The sequence below is a fragment of the Singulisphaera acidiphila DSM 18658 genome (genome assembly GCF_000242455.2).
In the GTDB taxonomy this organism is placed as follows: domain Bacteria; phylum Planctomycetota; class Planctomycetia; order Isosphaerales; family Isosphaeraceae; genus Singulisphaera; species Singulisphaera acidiphila.
Genome location: NC_019892.1, coordinates 9333748 through 9349684, shown reverse-complemented (window position 1 = coordinate 9349684; position 15937 = coordinate 9333748). Strand labels below are relative to the sequence as shown.

The 15937-nt window shown below is 61.3% G+C and carries 11 protein-coding genes; 7 read left to right on the top strand and 4 right to left on the bottom strand.

Annotation, left to right across the window (positions count from 1 at the left end):
- The first annotated feature begins 519 nt into the window (after positions 1 to 519).
- The gene (locus SINAC_RS36075) at positions 520 to 939 is read left to right on the top strand and encodes a helix-turn-helix domain-containing protein (RefSeq protein WP_015250475.1); all 420 of its coding nucleotides are present in this window, start codon (positions 520 to 522) and stop codon (positions 937 to 939) included.
- A gap of 296 nt (positions 940 to 1235) precedes the next feature.
- Here the strand turns inward: SINAC_RS36075 and SINAC_RS36070 are convergent, their stop codons facing one another.
- The 3 genes from SINAC_RS36070 to SINAC_RS36060 all read right to left on the bottom strand — a co-directional run bounded on the left by SINAC_RS36070 (position 1236) and on the right by SINAC_RS36060 (position 4559).
- Entirely contained in the window at positions 1236 to 1967 is a 732-nt protein-coding gene (locus tag SINAC_RS36070) for a hypothetical protein (protein ID WP_015250474.1), read from the bottom strand.
- Positions 1946 to 2383 carry a HEPN domain-containing protein gene (locus SINAC_RS36065; RefSeq protein ID WP_015250473.1) on the bottom strand — a complete coding sequence of 146 codons (438 nt, stop codon included), beginning with the start codon at positions 2381 to 2383 and terminating at the stop codon, positions 1946 to 1948. The genes SINAC_RS36070 and SINAC_RS36065 overlap by 22 nt, the downstream gene beginning before the upstream one ends.
- Positions 2384 to 2591: 208 nt before the next feature.
- On the bottom strand, positions 2592 to 4559 hold the full coding sequence (locus SINAC_RS36060; RefSeq protein ID WP_015250472.1) for a hypothetical protein: 1968 nt from the start codon (positions 4557 to 4559) through the stop codon (positions 2592 to 2594).
- 468 nt (positions 4560 to 5027) lie between these two features.
- On the opposite strand from SINAC_RS36060, the gene pyk reads away from it, so the two are divergent.
- The gene (gene pyk / locus SINAC_RS36055) at positions 5028 to 6506 is read left to right on the top strand and encodes a pyruvate kinase (protein WP_015250471.1); all 1479 of its coding nucleotides are present in this window, start codon (positions 5028 to 5030) and stop codon (positions 6504 to 6506) included.
- 527 nt (positions 6507 to 7033) lie between these two features.
- Positions 7034 to 9004: a S8 family peptidase gene (locus tag SINAC_RS36050; RefSeq protein WP_015250470.1), complete on the top strand. Its 1971-nt coding sequence runs from the start codon at positions 7034 to 7036 to the stop codon at positions 9002 to 9004.
- A gap of 23 nt (positions 9005 to 9027) precedes the next feature.
- On the opposite strand, the gene SINAC_RS36045 is transcribed toward SINAC_RS36050, so the two are convergent.
- Entirely contained in the window at positions 9028 to 9303 is a 276-nt protein-coding gene (locus SINAC_RS36045) for a hypothetical protein (RefSeq protein WP_015250469.1), read from the bottom strand.
- A gap of 493 nt (positions 9304 to 9796) precedes the next feature.
- On the opposite strand from SINAC_RS36045, the gene SINAC_RS36040 reads away from it, so the two are divergent.
- The 4 genes from SINAC_RS36040 to SINAC_RS36025 all read left to right on the top strand — a co-directional run bounded on the left by SINAC_RS36040 (position 9797) and on the right by SINAC_RS36025 (position 15925).
- Positions 9797 to 10438: an RNA polymerase sigma factor gene (locus SINAC_RS36040; protein WP_015250468.1), complete on the top strand. Its 642-nt coding sequence runs from the start codon at positions 9797 to 9799 to the stop codon at positions 10436 to 10438.
- A gap of 20 nt (positions 10439 to 10458) precedes the next feature.
- Positions 10459 to 11043: a hypothetical protein gene (locus SINAC_RS36035; protein WP_015250467.1), complete on the top strand. Its 585-nt coding sequence runs from the start codon at positions 10459 to 10461 to the stop codon at positions 11041 to 11043.
- A gap of 34 nt (positions 11044 to 11077) precedes the next feature.
- Positions 11078 to 15145, top strand: a complete 4068-nt coding sequence (locus SINAC_RS36030; RefSeq protein ID WP_015250466.1) for an ATP-binding protein — start codon at positions 11078 to 11080, stop codon at positions 15143 to 15145.
- An 84-nt stretch (positions 15146 to 15229) separates the two neighbouring features.
- Entirely contained in the window at positions 15230 to 15925 is a 696-nt protein-coding gene (locus SINAC_RS36025) for a response regulator transcription factor (RefSeq protein WP_015250465.1), read from the top strand.
- Positions 15926 to 15937: the final 12 nt, after the last annotated feature.

Sequence of the window (15937 nt, the reverse complement as noted above, 5' to 3'; positions counted from 1 at the left end):
AGGCAAGCAGGCCACCGGGGGAGGCTAAAGCTCCTGCACCCAGGCCGGTAAGGTCGCTCTGGATTTCTGGAGATCGCTCACCATCTCTCTCCTGTTAACGTCTTTACGTCCTCAACGTCCGCGGACAGAACTAATGCAGGGTCTACTTTGAAGAAACACGCACACAAGTAACGCGTGCATTTGTACGGCCGCGGACGTCGGGGACGCCCCGCCAGGCCGATCTCCTTCTCCCAGTGCCGTTCCACAATCAGCCGCTCTCGTCCGTGATCCGCCGAACACCATCACAACACTTGGGGCGGCGGGAACAGTCGGTCTTCATCAACTCACCCTTCGGTTGTTGGCCAACGTATTCGGCGGCCAATCAGTGACCCTCAACAGAAGGCATTGGTAACGCTCTGTGACGTTCCACCTGTAATGTTACCACGTTCACAGTGAAATTCAATGTGTTCGACGTTGGATCCACCAGGATTCTTCAAAGAGGGTTCCCAACGACGGGGGGTGAGGCTTATTGATGGGGGGATGGAATTCTCAGCGAAGTTGAAGAAGTTGATGAAGCGGCAGCGGTACTCGCAGACCGACGTGGCGGCGCAAGTTGAGGTTTCGCAGAGTTTGGTGAGTTTGTGGACGAAGGGGGAGCGGGTTCCGGACTTGAGGGTGTCGGCCAAGCTGGCCAGTCTGTTCGGGGTGGACCTGGATTACCTGGCGGACGATGCGCAAGACGAGCCGCCCGCCTCGGAGTTCACCGGGTGGGAGCAGGCGGTGATCGACCTGATTCACGCGTTGGGGCTGGAGAAGAGTGAGGCGTTGCGTCGCCTGGCGACCCCTGCAGCGGCCGGGATCAGCGTTGACCCGAAACCGGTCCCACCGGCCGGGCCGTCGATCCCGCCTGGAGCGCCCGCTTATCAGCCAGATGCACCTCGGAAGAAACAGCCTGGATGATCGTCCCGTCGACGTCCTGGTCGCTTGTCCTGTGAAAATCGCTCTATTCCGCCCGATTTTGCGGCCGTCGCGACGCCAGGTGCTCTTCCATCTTGGGGAAAAGAAGGGACTTGCCTGATCCTATCGGGTTGCAATTCGGTAGGGTCAGGGCCTTTGAAATCCAGCCACTCCTTCTCAAAGAATGGGTGATGCGGTTGATCGGGGGCAGGGATGGAGGAGAGGTCGTTAAACGGATCGGGATGTGCTTTCACAGACTCGAAGAACGTCCTGGCTGAGGATTCCGGCGGCGGCATGATTCAATAATCCCCGTCCTCTTCGTCTTCATCGTGCTCGATGACCGCGTCAGGATGGTATTGCTTGAACATCTCGTCGGCCAGCTTGCGGGCCTGGTTCGCCGTCAGCTTCTTCATGTCAGGAAGTGCGAGAAGATCGGGGTGGGCGAATCGAGGATCGATCTCTATGAGCACGCTCACGTTGGCGAACTTTTGGTCGGCTGCCGTTGCGCCTGTCCAAGAAGCGGCGGAATAAGAAATCGCCCCTTTGGCCTGCATCCTGTAAATCGGGCCCCGCTTGACAGTCGCCGTCCAATCGTTCGATTCCCCATCACGGGAGTAAGTGACTGTGAATGACTGACGTGGCGAAGCGATCTCGGGGTAGATAACGGCCTTCTCGATGGGGAGATCGCCCAACCGTTTGCCTTGGAAATTCGTGATGAGAGGCGAGGGATGCCGATCCCGAACCTCCACCGCGTCCTGAGCTGTCGGGTCCTGATCATCGAGCAGCTTGACATCTGACGGAGAGATCCACGAAGAGTGGATTTTCTTCACAGCGGAAAACAATGAACGGTAGGCTTCGCTCGGGTGAGCTTCATCGAATGATGAAGACGCCACGTAAAGATTCCATGGCCCTTCTTCGCTCGTGAGTGCCCAGAACGCGACGGTGACCGGGAATCCGTCATGATCGAGCTGCTCCACCAGGCGTTTGCCGTCGTCCTTCTGCTGCTGCTCTACCAGTAGTTCTGTATCCATCTGAGCACCCCATCCGGCTTGTCCGTTATCGCCGCCACAAGTTTCTTGGCGTCGATCTCGGTTTTTGCATCGTAGCGACTCGTGACCTTCCATTCGCTCACGACGGCCCAGTGAGTCACAAACCGGTCCCCAACGGAAGCACTCGTTTCGAGCCGCTTGTTGAGCTCATTCCGAAGGCCTGCGATGTCGATCAGCTTTATCAATTCATGAACACGGCATGCTTCAACGTTTTTGTTTTTTTCATCAAAAACCCAGCCCGTCTGCACCATACGTGCTAGCAGGCATGATTTTAACGCGCACTCCACGGCGTACCCAGCTGTGTAATAAGCAAACTCCCAGCGTTTTCCACGAATGAGGACCTTCGCGTCCTTGATTCGCTCCTCAGTCATCTGCTGCAAATCTTCCTGATTCACCATGACCTCTCGGCTGTGATCGCTGGCCGTTCAACCAATTTTATCGTACCCCCGACAGCCCCTACCGGCCAGTCTGCGATTGCCCCTTCCGCCGGTAGAACGGATTCGGATCAGACCGGCCCCGGAACATTTCATCCTTGAGGTAATGTCAGGCCGGGCTTGCGGGTGGCATAAGCATTTCGGGATAACTAACGGTGGAAAGCCTAAATCCTTATTCCGCCCGATTTTGCGGCCGTCGCGACGCCAGGTGCTCTTCCATCTTGTGGAATGCAACGACTCCTACTCCGGCCTGGACGGCCTGGACGCCGAGGTACTTCAGGCCGCGTTCGGGGGGGATCCGGAGCAGGATCTCCTGGCCGTCCTTGAGGAGTCGCAAGGGGGCCCAGGTGGTGAGCCGGAACCCGGCCTTGGCGCAGAGGGGGCGGCCGAGGTCGGCGATCTCGGCGATGCTCAGGCGAGGGAGGGCCTCGGGGAGGCGGCGGAGGACGCGGTAGGTGCCGCCGGCGAGTCGAACCGTCCACCACCGTGAGAGTCGCTCGGTGCTGGTCTCGACCCCTTGCTCGATCGCTCGACGGGCCAAGGCGCGGCCGGCGCTTTCCGTCCCTTCCTGGACGGCCTCGCGGCCGATGCCCTTGACCACCTCGCGACTCGCGGTCCGAAGCTCGGCACGGGCCGCTTCGGCGGCGACGACCCCTTCGGGCTGGAGGGCGACCAGGCTCAGAGCGTCGACGATCACGAAGCAGCCGTCGACCAGGGCCCAGGTCATCTCGCCGGAGGTCGGCGCTTGGCCGTGGCCGAGGACCCGTCCTAAATGGAGCAGGTCGTACATCGGCAGGAACTGGTAGAACTTCAGCTCGGACGAGTTCAGCTCGGCGACCCGCTCGAGGCCGTCCTTCTTGATCGTCTTAATTGTCGCTTGGCCGTTGTCGCCCGAAAGGAACAGGACGGACGCCGCCATCGACTCGGTGAACGACCGCTTCGACTTCGAGCGGAGGTAAGCGAGGGTCTCGGGACCCGAGTCGGTCTGCGCGATCGGCGGGATGATCGCCGCGCCATAGCTCCGGAGGATCTCGCGAAAGTCCGGGTCGGTGGCGTACTTGTCGAGCATCGCCAGGGCCATCGTGCCGTGCTCAGCCAGGGCCTCGACCGCCTGGTTGCGCAGGGTCGGCTCCGAGTAGTCGTCGTAGACGACGTCGGCCGCGTCCGCCCCCGCCTCGGTCAGGGCCTTCTCTCCCCGTTCGCCGAACTCGACGACCAGCCGCAAGGCGTGCGGGCTGCCGCCGACGGCGTCGATCAGGCCGGCAGCGGCGACATGCCGCAAGTGCCCCGCCACCGTCTCGGCCGGGTGCGTCTGCAACAGCTCATCCACGTAATCGCTGTTGACCCGCAAGAGAATGAGCGTCTGATCCAGGGGCATCGCGTCGCTCAAGGCGTGCAATACCGGGCCATACAGGCTCGCCAGCGCGAACCCGCCAAGCCCTTGCTGTCGGAATGCGTCGAGCGCCACGGTCCCGTGGTCGTCGATCGTTCGCAAGGCGGCGCGAAGGTCGGCCGCACCCCGGTCGAGGCTGACGAAGTCGAGGATCACCAGCGCGTCTTCGAGGTCCTTCGGATCGCCCGACCACCGCTCGATCAATTCGGCCACGGCCGCCGGATCGACCAGGAGGAGGGGCAGGGCGCTGGGGTAGCGCGAGGCGATCCGCCGCTGCGACGGCGTGAGCCGCCCGATCTCGGCGATCAGGATCCCCCGATCCGTGTCATCGGCCCGCTTCAGGCCGAAATACTCGCGCCAGTGCAGGAGGAGGTCGGCCGCCGCGTCGTCGGTCAGGCTCTCGCTCAACCGGCGGAAGTCGTTGGGGTGCTTCTCATAAAGGAAGATGGCTTCCAGGTCGAGCCGGTCCAGAAGGGTCAGGCCGCGAAGGCCGTCGGTCCGCTCGATCGCCAGAGCCGTCTGGCGATACCGCCGCAAGACGCGCTCGGCCAGTTCACGATCGGTCGGCCGGGGATACCGAGCCAACAGCGCCGCTTCCGGATCGGCCCCCGCCGCCGTGTTCGCGGTTGCGATGACGGGGGAGGAATCCGATCGAGCGCCCGGGCGCTCCGGCAGCTCTTTTTTGGAGAGCTTGAACAGGACGCCGAGTGCGGCCAGCAGGGCGACGACGGCAAAGGTTCGCTTCATCGGTGAGGAGTCCCCGGTCGAGCCGACGGCTGGAACGCGACGATCCGGTCATTCGCGAGATCAAGAAGCACGATCGGTGGACCTTGTCCCGCCGGAGACCCCCACAGCTTCCATCCCATTCGTTATTATCCGATCGTTAAGCCGACCCGTCAATTCAAAGGTCGCAAGGTCTTGGTCAGCTTGAGTTTCGGGTGGTTGGCAGGGCGGTGGCGTGGAGAGGCGGGCAACACCGTTTTCTTCAGTCCTCTTGAGAAGATCATCGGATCTTGGGGCTGAAAATTTGGGCTTTTTTGGGAAATTCGGGGAACTGGGAAGTATTTTCCTGCGAGCTTCCCCCGGCCGACACGATTCCCTCAAGGGCCGTCGGGGCGGTAGACTACCGTGGCCTTCGCCTCTCTTCTTATGGAATAGGACCATCGCATCGCTGCGATTTCCCGGACAACGGGAAAATTAAGGATCAACCCCATCATGTCGACTCCGTTTCTCGAACCGCTGGGCAAGGTGCGGACCAAGATCGTGGCGACGCTAGGTCCGGCGACGCGAGGGAGGGCCATGATCCGCCAACTCGTCGAGGCGGGCGTGGACGTCTTCCGGCTCAACTTCTCGCACGGGACGCACGCCGATCACACCGAGGCGCTTGCGGACGTCCGTGCTGTCGGCGACGAGACGGGACGACGGCTGGCGGTCCTGCAAGACCTGGGTGGACCGAAGATTCGTCTGGGGGCGATTCCGGGCGACGCGGTCGATTGCCGCCTGGGCGATGAGTTCACTTTGGTCGTCGAACGGACCGCCGACAACCCCCACCAGCTCACCTGCACCTATCGCGACCTGGCTCGCGACTTGAAGCCGGCGGACCTGGTCTTGTTCGCCGACGGCACCGTGGCGATGGTCGTCATTGCCAGCGATGAGAACGGGGCGCGGCTCAAGGTGACTCTGCCGGGCCTGCTCCGGTCGCACCAGGGGGTGAACCTGCCGGGCGCGGCGCTGAATCTCAGCGCCTTGACCGAGAAGGATCTGCGCGACCTGGAATGGACGGCGCGGAGCGAGGTCGAGTACGTCGGCCTCTCGTTCGTGCGACGGGCGTCCGACGTCGTGGCGCTCCGCGAGGAGCTTCAGCGCCGAGGGAGCCGGGCGCGGATCGTCTCCAAGATCGAGAAGCCGCAAGCGCTCGAGGACTTGGACGCGATCATCGCCGAGTCCGACGCGGTGATGGTTGCTCGCGGCGACCTCGGCGTCGAGATCGACGTGGCCCGGGTGCCCGCGATCCAGAAGCAGGTGATCGCCGCCTGCAACCGGGCCCGGGTCCCTGTGATCACGGCGACCCAGATGCTCAACAGCATGGAACAGTCGAGCCGCCCGACCCGCGCGGAGGCGAGCGACGTCTTCAACGCCGTGCTCGACGGCACCGACGCTGTGATGCTCTCGGGCGAGTCGGCCGTCGGCAAATACCCAGTCGAGGCGGTCTCGGCGATGAGCCGGATCGCGGCCGAAGCCGAGTCGCTCCTTTTCGGCGGCGCGAATGCGGGAGGAATGGCCCCCTCGCTCCTGGCGCCGAGCCCGGCGCCTGGTCGAGGCGGCTGGGTCTCGCCGATCACCGAAGGGGTCGTTGAGGCGGCCAGCGTCCTCAGTCGGCGCGTGGGGGCCGCGCTCCTGGTCGTGGCGACCCACTCGGGCCGCACGGCCCTGGCGCTCTCCAAGCAGCGGCACCCCACCCGCACGCTCGCCCTGGCCGACGACCCCGAGACCGCCCGCGCCATGGCCCTCTACTGGGGGGTGACCCCAATTCACGACCCCGAGATCAGCAACGCCGAGCACGCGCTCGATCACGCCCTGGCGTGGGCCCGTGCCCGCGCCCTCATCGCCCCGGGAGACCGTGTCGTCCTGGTCTCAGGAACGATGCCCGGCAACCCAACCCACAACGCCTTGCTCGTTCGCGAAGTGGAATAGCCCGCGATCCGTGGAGCGGCTCGTTGGGGTTCTTGCGGCATGTCCCCACGCCGCTCATTGACATTCCTGCCGGGTGGGCGATCTCCAGCCGCTCACCCCAATGATGCCCTCCATCTGGCGAGGGCCGTTCGTCGACCCACGCCCAATGGGATTCGAGACGCGTGGGTCGACGCCGCCATCACCAATTCGATCGCGTCGCACGTGCGTCTGCTACCCTTCGTGCTCATGCATTACGAGTCACTCAGCCCCTGAGGAAATCTTATCCTCACCCAAAAAAGTGGGAATCTGGGGACGTGACCGCAGATCATTGACGTGTTAAATTGATCGGTTGATCGGCCACGCCATGGCCGAATCAAAACGCAAACAGGCGACCCGCTGAACAGTCCGGGCGATGCTGGGTGGCCGAACCACCTGGCATGCGCTGGCGATCGTTCTGCGGTCATCTCGCTGCCAGCTTCTTCCTTGGGCTCACAGTGGGTTTTTGTACGCTTTGGCGTCCTCGTCAACACCGCAATTGAGGTGCAACCATGGCCGCGCTGAATCCGTCACATTCGCCTTCGGGCGGATCGAGTTCATCAGGTCGTAAGGCGCTCGACCCGCGTCTCCGTCGGCTGGTTCACGACCTCGATCGGCAGGCGAGCACACGCCTTCGGGCCGACGTGCGGAATTCGTTTGTGACGACGGATGAAGATCTGCAAGCGAGCCAAGTCCCTGATCCACAGAAGTTGTTTAAGAGAGTTTTGGTCAAGTTGGTTCGGGACCAGATCCCCGCCCCGATGGCCGGGCTGGCCTGGTCCAAGATCGTAGAGAACATCTATTCCGTTAACGTACCGGTCAATCGCCTTCGTGACCTCGCGGCCACCGAGGGGGTCCAGTTCATCTCGGCAGGGCATCCTACCGGACAGAATCTCGACAGTTCGCGAATGGAGACGCGCACTGACGTGGTGCATGCCGATCCGCCGGCCGGTCCTGGCATTAAGGGGAATGAAGTTCTTGTAGGGATCGTGGATTTCGGCTGCGATTTTTCGCTCGAGGATTTTCGAGATTCCAACCAGGGAACGCGGATCAAATTCCTCTGGGACCAATCTCTCACCCCCGTTGGGAATGAACGGCCTCCTGCCGGATTCTCACATGGGGTTGAGTATGGAGCGAATGATATCGACTTTACCAACGGGGTCACGTCGAGTTCCGGAATTCCGGTGCGGCATCGGCCAGGGGTCTCCGATCACGGGACGCACGTGATGGGGATCGCCGTTGGGAATGGGCAGTCGGGAGATTCCGTCTTTCCGACGAACCGCTACATAGGGATGGCGCCGGAAGCGTCGATTATCTTTGTCCAGCCCGCCGCCAACGACCAGCAGACCTCGTTCACCGATTCCGTGCACGTTGCCGAGGCGATCGCTTACATCTTCCGGAAGGCTCAGGAGGCGGGGCTGCCTTGCGTCATTAACATGAGCCTTGGCCAAAACGGTGGCAGTCACGATGGCGAAAGCATCGTCGAACGTGCCATCGATCGGCTCTTGGAAGAACCGGGGCGTGCGTTCGTGGTGGCTGCGGGGAACGAGCATGTCTGGCGCCCCCATGCCTCAGGGACACTGGCGGCCGGCGCCACCCGGACACTCGGTTGGCGAGTCGGCGGACCAATCCCCCTCCCCTCCGGTCCGACGGCCCCCGGCCTCGATCGGACGCCCAACGAGATGGAAATTTGGTACTCCTCACGCGACCGGTTTGAGGTCCGAGTGATCGACCCTGCCGGCAACCCCACGCCTTTCGCCGTTCCCGACGGCCCGCCTGTGGACCACCTTCTGCCCGGCGGGACTCGCGTTTTTATCGAGTCGGAACGGTTCACGATCATGAACGGCGACGCGCGAGTTTACATCGAGATGAGCCCCGGCGCAACAGGCCCGGGGACGATCCAGTCCGGTCTCTGGAAAGTTGAGATTCGCGCTCTGGAGGTTCGCGACGGGCGGTTTGATGCCTGGATCGAGCGTGATGTCCGCGATCCGCTGAACAACTTCGCCGATCAATCGATCTTCGAAGGAGCGGACTTTGATCCGACGATGACGCTGGGAACGCCCGCGACCACGCGGCGAGTGATTGCGGTGGCCAACTATCGCCACACCGCGCCAGTAGGCATCAGTGCTTCGAGCAGTCGTGGTCTGACGCGCGACGGCCGGCCTAAACCCGAGGTCGCGGCGCCGGGAACCGACATCCATTCGTCGAATTCCCGGGGGGGACAGGCCGTCCCCGCCCCGGCGCCTCCAGGAACTCTCTATCCGATCCGCGTGAGCATGAGCGGCACAAGCATGGCCGCGCCGCACGTCGCCGGGATTGCCGCGCTTTTATTTGCCAAGGAGAAACGACTCACGGCCGCGCAAGTCTCGAAGATTCTGGTTTCCGCGGCTCGGCCCCATCCTGGGGCCGGTGGGCCAGGGTTCGACCCGGCTTTCGGGTTCGGCTTGATTGATGCCGACGAAGCCCTGAAGCTCGTGCCGTAAGGGCTCGACCCTTTTCGTCGGTCTCATCTCTGGTATTTCTGGCCTGCCTCGACGAGCACGACACCGTCGAGGTCGGCCAGTTCCGAGAGATGCCGAGCGCTAATCTCAACGGTCACAATGTTGGCCTCCGGCATCCACGAACTGACATCTCCGCCGTGGGCACTGACGTCGCGCTGAAAGACGAGACGGTCCATGGTCGGTGCGACCTGGATGAGGGTGGAAACTCGTTCATCCCCCCTCGACCGCATCGCGATCTTCTTGGCGGACGGTCCCAATCGCTTCGAGAGCTGTTGACCCACGGCATTCCTCCCTTTCTCTGAGCTTGGGGGCAAAGAAGCGAGTTTGGATCGCGACGGGGGAACCTGAGCGGCGGTCGTTGTTGGCGAACTCGAGGCGCGGGTTGTGGGCCGCGAAGTTGTCTGACGGTCGTTAACTCGCTCGCCGGCGTCGGTGCAGCCCACAAAACCAAGCAACGTTTCTATGCTGAGAATCGCTGTAAATATGACGTGAAAGCCCGACCTCGTGGGTTGATCGATTGGCATCCTACAGGAGGGAACGTCGGACCGCACGACAATATCCCCCCCCATAAAAAAGAAGCAATGAAGAATTGCGGCCATCCCCATGGTTCACCGAGAGTCAGCTTCAATTATTGGGCAACGTCATGCAAAAGTCGAGACCGTCTAACCGCTTAGGCGAACCCCTTGAACGGCCTGTTTGCGATTCGAATTTAATTTGTCACGCGGCTGCGTTGAGTAGAGGAGACACGGAAAAGCAGCCCTCGCGTGCTCGGGCATGATGAACAACGAGGAATACGACGGTCTGGCGGAACGGATGAAGCGCGGCGATGGCGACGCGTTCGCGGAATTCATGCGACTTTTTGGCGTCCGTCTCTATCGGATGTTCCTTTTGATGGGGAGCAGCGAGGCTGAGGCGGAAGAGCTATCGGTCTCGAGTTTGAGCCGAGCCGCCATGAAGATTCACCTCTACTCGGCAGGGAAAGAGAATGGGCTGGCTCGATGGGTTCACGCCGTGGCGCGGAACACGTTCATCGATTCCAAGCGAGCACGCACGCGGGAGATGGCTCATGCGCTCTCCATGGACCCTGAGGTACAGGCCAGCCTTTTGGCGTTTCCTGAGGAGTCACTATCCGAGCCGGAGTCAAGGTTTAAGAGAGTGATCGAACGTGCGCTGGAACAGCTTTCCGAGATCGACAGGGAGATTGTCTGGGCGCGAATCGGAGAGCCCAAGGTGCCATTCCTCGACCTGGCGACGCGCCTTGGAATGTCCGAGCCGAATCTTCGAAAGCGCCATCAGCGTGCGTTAGAACGCCTGAAACGTGTGCTCGGGGCTGATCCCGCTGTCCGGGAGTGGAGCGAAGGGTTCGCTCGTCGATCTCTGGGCTGCGCGGACGGACCGGCAGTGCCTTATGAGTAAACGAGTGGGAGGGGAGGCCAATGGATTTTCCGCAAGAATCCAGCGGGTGGGTCGGTGAGCTACTTCGGGCGCATCGCCCCCCATCGGAGCGATTTCAGCGACGATGCGAGGAGTTGGCCCAGGCGTGGGTGGGGATCCAGAAACTTCGTCAGGCCAAACATCGCCTGGGGCTCCCATTGCTCGGGCTCCCCGCGTTGCTACGGAGTTTGGCGGGTACCGTCGACTCACCCGGCTTGCTCGACTCCGTCCTCGGCTGGGCGGGGCTTGACCTCCAGGTCCCCACAAGTCTTGCCTCGGCAGGGGCCTGGGGCCGCCTGGCGTCGGCGCTGGGGTTGGTGCGAGGCGAGGCACTCTTCTACCTGCGTCTCACCTTCGCCGATTTGTTCGAGCCCGAACCCCTCTCAGGTCTGGTCGCCTTCCGGCACGACGGCGGCGACGATGGCGGAGAGGTCACGCTCGACTCCCTGAACATTCAACTCGACGGCCTCTCGCGTCACTGGGCGGGGACGGCCCGAGAACACCTCAAGGCATGCGAACAGGCCCTGTTCGATGCCTGGGATGAGACCGGTTTCGACGAACACGACCCGCCGGGTCTGCCATCCTAGAAACGCAAGGCATTTCAATCGGGGGTGAGGGGAAATGTCCGCTCTAGAATTTATTTATGACAAGGAAATAGGTGACTCATTTTTCAAGCGGATCGCGATGGAATTGGGCGCTGGCCTGACCGTGGTTCTGATCGGTCCGCGCTACGTTGGCAAGCGGTTCGTGCTGTCTCGGGTACTCCACGAATTCTCTGAGACCGAGGCGATGAAGCAGGATCAGGTCGTGGTCGCCACGTTCCTCGAGTCGCCTCCGACGGGGGGGGAACTTCAAGCCGGACTCGCTGATCCGTTTCTCGGTGATGTCCGCCCAACCTGCACGACCGCCGAAGCGGCACTTGCGGAATTCGAAAAATTAAATAAATGCCATGAAGATAAAAAAATCGTATTTATGGCGGCTAATGTAGATGCATTGCCCCGGGTGGAGGTGGAGAAATTCCTGGGCCAGCTCGGCGCATTGGCCGGTCCGGTTAACCGAAAGCCAGGGATCCTGCTTACCACCGAAGCTCACGGCCCGGAGCTACTTCTTGGGGACAATCCTCGGATCATTCCCGATCGAGTCTATGTGCTCCAGCGCTTCGATCTATTGAAGTTCACCGAATTTGCTGAGAAATACCTGGACTATCTCAGATTTGAGATGACGGATAATCGGTCGACGATCATCAAGACTCTCTACCAGCAGACGGGGGGACGGATCTATTTCCTCCGCTGCTTGATATGGTCGCTCTTCGATCGGTGGGCTTCCCAGGAAGGGCGGGAGAAGCCACAGCTCAAATTAAAAATGCTGGCCGTCGCTCCGAAGATCGAGCACATACCCTGGAATCACTATTTTCGCTACGTCACCCGTTTGATCAGCCGAGCCCCTGATCTTTGGCCCGCCCTTCTGGAACTCAAACGGAACGGACAAGTGAAGGCCGTCGGGAAGGATCCGAGCCTGTTGGAATTGGCGGGCATTGCCGTCCGAGAGCACCGCGACGGCTCGGATTGGTTGCTGACCTCCGGGGACTTGATTCGCGGCTTCATCGAGCGGCACTACACCCCGCAGCGGGTCGCGGAATTGTATTCGTTGACGGGCGAATGGGAGCAGGCGTTCGACCAACTTCGGGAACTCAGACAATGGGACCCAACCCAGCTTGTGCGACCATCGTCGATCGATGATGTGGTGGATACCGAACACGCTGTCCGAAGGCTGGGGGCGTCGCTTCACCAGTTGATCTCGCTCGATCAGCTCAGCGCCCAAGGCACCGAGGCGATCCGGTCGCGCTTCAAGGAAGGCTGTCATCTGCTGTTGGGTTATGGAGAAGTCTCGTTCTGGGTACGCGATCGTCGGCGTGGCCCTTGGCGACGACTCGTGCCTCGGCATGGGCCGGTCGACCGGCGAGTCTCGTCGGTCAGCGATCTCGACGTTGCCGAGGGGGAACCTACAACCGACCCTTCGTTTTACGAGTCGATCCTCAACGGTTTGCCCGAGCCTTCGGAAGAAGGCCCGGCGAATTACCAGACGCTCGACACGTACCTGGGCGCCGCGGCACAGATCGATGCGCCGCACAGTGATCTGCTGTCGGCGGTCGTGATCCGGGCCGCCGGAGGGGGAAATCAGCCCCTCATGTCGAAAGCACGCCAAGAGATACTCGAGGTCTTGCTCAAGGATTTTCTTCAGGCTCACCATGACGCAAAGAACATCGCTCGCATTCTGCGACGATCTAAAGTCAGACATCAGCTCAGCCAGATTGTCATGGAAGTGCTGAAATTGCTCGGCTCCGAAGTGCAGCGCCTCGACCAGACCCTCGGGATTGTGGCCAAGCAGCTGCGAGACAGACCGTTTGAATACAAGCGGGTGCTGATTTCGTTGGTGGATCCTGCCGAGAAGGCCATTGTGGGGGCCTATGAAGCGTCGGACGACCCCCATCAAACCATGAGAAGGCTGACGAAATATCCGCTTAATGATGCTGATGCGAGCATGCACGCGCGTGCCATTCGGGATCGAAAGTCGATTCGTGAGCCCGATCTCGCCCACGCGCCGAACGTCCACCGGCCGACGATTCGGGAAACGGGGGCAAAAGCAGGCGCGGTCGTCCCGCTCCTCATTTTCCTCTCCGGTGATCCGGACCAGCCGACGCCTTTGGGGACCCTCTGGTGCGAGCGGGCCGATGAGCTGGCGCCGAGCTTGGAGGAAGTCGAAGAACTCGAGGAGTTTGGCAAGAAGCTCGCGGTAGTCCTCATGCAGAGCAAGCGGGTCCAGCTCCTCCAGTCAGCGCTCGACCAGCAGCAACAGCCGATCCTCATCCTCGACGGCAAGGATCGGCCTGTCTTCACCAACCGACTCAGCGCGAAGATGATGGATGATCCGATCACCCCCGGCTGGCGCCACCATCACATCGATGGGCCGAATCCGCTGGATGGCCAGTCCGGCAGGTTCATCGAAGGGCTCCGCACCTCGGTTTTTCAGACGAAGGAGCGCGGGCGCAGACAGGTCCGACACCTCGACATTACCGGGGAGAGGCCCGGTGACCAGTCGCGAGTCAAGGAGTGGGTCTCCCTGCTGACCGACGTCATTCGGTATTGCCCGGAGATCCCGGCGCACGTGGCGCAGCCTGGGGAGAACGGCCACTCGATCTGGAAATGGGAGCTGGGAACTGTCTGCGAAGTCCAACGGCTGTCGATTTTGTACCGGATCTTTGATTCGCTCAAGCGCTTGCATTGCAATATCGAAGACGAGACGAACCCTCGAGAACCGGGCCAGGCCACCAAGCAGATCGTCGAGAACGTCGGGATTCTGCTGACGAATGTGCTGGGCCACTCCCGGGCCCTCCTCTATCAACTCGACCACGCCAACCGACAGGTGATGGATCTGAGGATGATCTACCCGGGGCTCTCGGAGTCGCTGGAGAGGTTCTCTCGATTTCGCAAAATCGAGCTCGAGGACGACCAGCGCTGGCACTCCATCGACGCGAAGGAGCCTGTCGCCTTGTCGATGGACCCCGACCGTGTCGACGGCGAGGAGTACTTTACGGAGTACGGCTTGCGGGTGAAGAACCTGGTCCGCCCCGCCATCCGCGAGTTTCTCGCTGAGGTGAAGGAGCGGTCCTGGATTGACTTTCCGCTGATGGCCGGCGACCGGCCCTGGGGAATGATCGTTGTTGACTGCGATCCTCAATATCTCCCCGAGGACTTCGAGTTCCTCAAGGTGTTCACGATGCTGATCTCCAGCCTGCTCGAAGGCATTCAATTGCAGGACGACCGTTTTAACGCGTTGTTTATTGCTCAGTATGAGAACACGATGAATAGCCAGCTTATGATGATTCATAATATCCTCAAGCCCCTGGGTGATTACTTAGAGCCCTTGCTCTCCGAATACGCCAGAGCATCCCAATCGCATCAGGGTAAGCCTGCGATCGAGGGCTCTGAACGTTCACCAGCCGGGCAAGTCCCGGGCGAATCCCGCGAGATCGACCGCTGGCAGTCTGCCGTCCGGAACTACTATGAGGTTCACAAGCTCTATCTCGACCGCTTGGCCTCGTCGCTCAGGAAGAGGACGAAGCTCAAGATCGAATCCGTGGATCTGGTCGGCCTTGTGCTCAAGGTTCTCCGCAAAAAGGCTCGCGAGCTGGAGCAAGGCGGCGGGCTCGAATGGGTCTTGGAGCGAAAATCGTTGACAGGCCTGAGCGTCTCTCAAGAACACCACTGGTCCGTCATCGCCGCTTCCTCGATGGAGGTTGAATCTCCCGAAGCCATGACCGCCGAACTCGACGCGATGGAGATGGGGATTATCCTTGAGGAACTTGTGGATAATGCCCAACACAACCGCGCTGACGAGCGGCCTTTGAAACTGCGAGTCCGCCTGAGCGAACACCCGAACTGGCCGACGTCTCGGATCCACCTGGAAGTGGCTGATAACGGTTGTGGAATTCAGCCCGAAGATCGCGAGATGCTTTTCGAGCCCCTGTTCACGCACCGGGCGGATAAAACCCAGGGGCTGGGGATGGGCCTCTGTAACGTGCGGCTGAAGGCGCAGGCCCACGGCGGCGAGATCGTCGCGCTCGAGAGCGAGCCGAGGAGCGGGGCGACGTTCCGCCTGAACCTACCACGGTTTCATGTCGTCCGCTAAACCGTGGCGATGGATGGCGACGCTCGTCGTCATTTGATCGAACCGCGGTCATCCTTTTTTTTTTCGATTTCGGAGTTTCTATCGATGACGCGCGTTCTTCTCGTGGACAACGATCCCAACATTCACAAGCGTCTCACGCCTCGCCTCGAAATGGAGATCCCTGGCATTGAGGTCGACAGCGCCGAAACGCTCCGAGATGCGACCGAGCAGGCGATGGCCGCTTTGGCGGAAGAGCAACCCTACGACTTCGCGGTCCTGGACATCATGCTGCCGGTCCACAAGCGGGACGGGCCGGAAAACCTCCACAAGCCGGAGCGCCGGAAACTCATCGAGGCTCTGGGGGGGCAGGCCGTCGTGTTTAACATCACCGTCTTTCTGCGCCACCCCGATGTCAGTGAGTTTCTGGTCGAGGAGAACCTTCAGAACACCGAACAGCCCAGGACCGTTGTGATCGACAAAACCGAGGTCGGCTGGGAGGACAATCTCATCAAGCAGATCCGGCTGAACGTGCACAGCAGCCGAATCGAACGGCAATTCGACCGGATCTTCGGTACGCGCCGTGGCAGCGAGCGCCGCTCCTCCCCGCGACCGCCGTCACTGGCCGAGACGAGGCTGCGCAGCGACCTCTTGGTCGCCGAAGACCTGACGCAGGATCTCAATGTGCTGATACGTGACATCGAATTGCACTGGGCCGACCTCAAGATGGAACTCAAGAAGAAGATCGAAACGGTGTTTCAGGTCGTCGAGTTCGAGCCGGGCAAGTTCGGGCTCAGGAGCTGAAGCACGACCGCA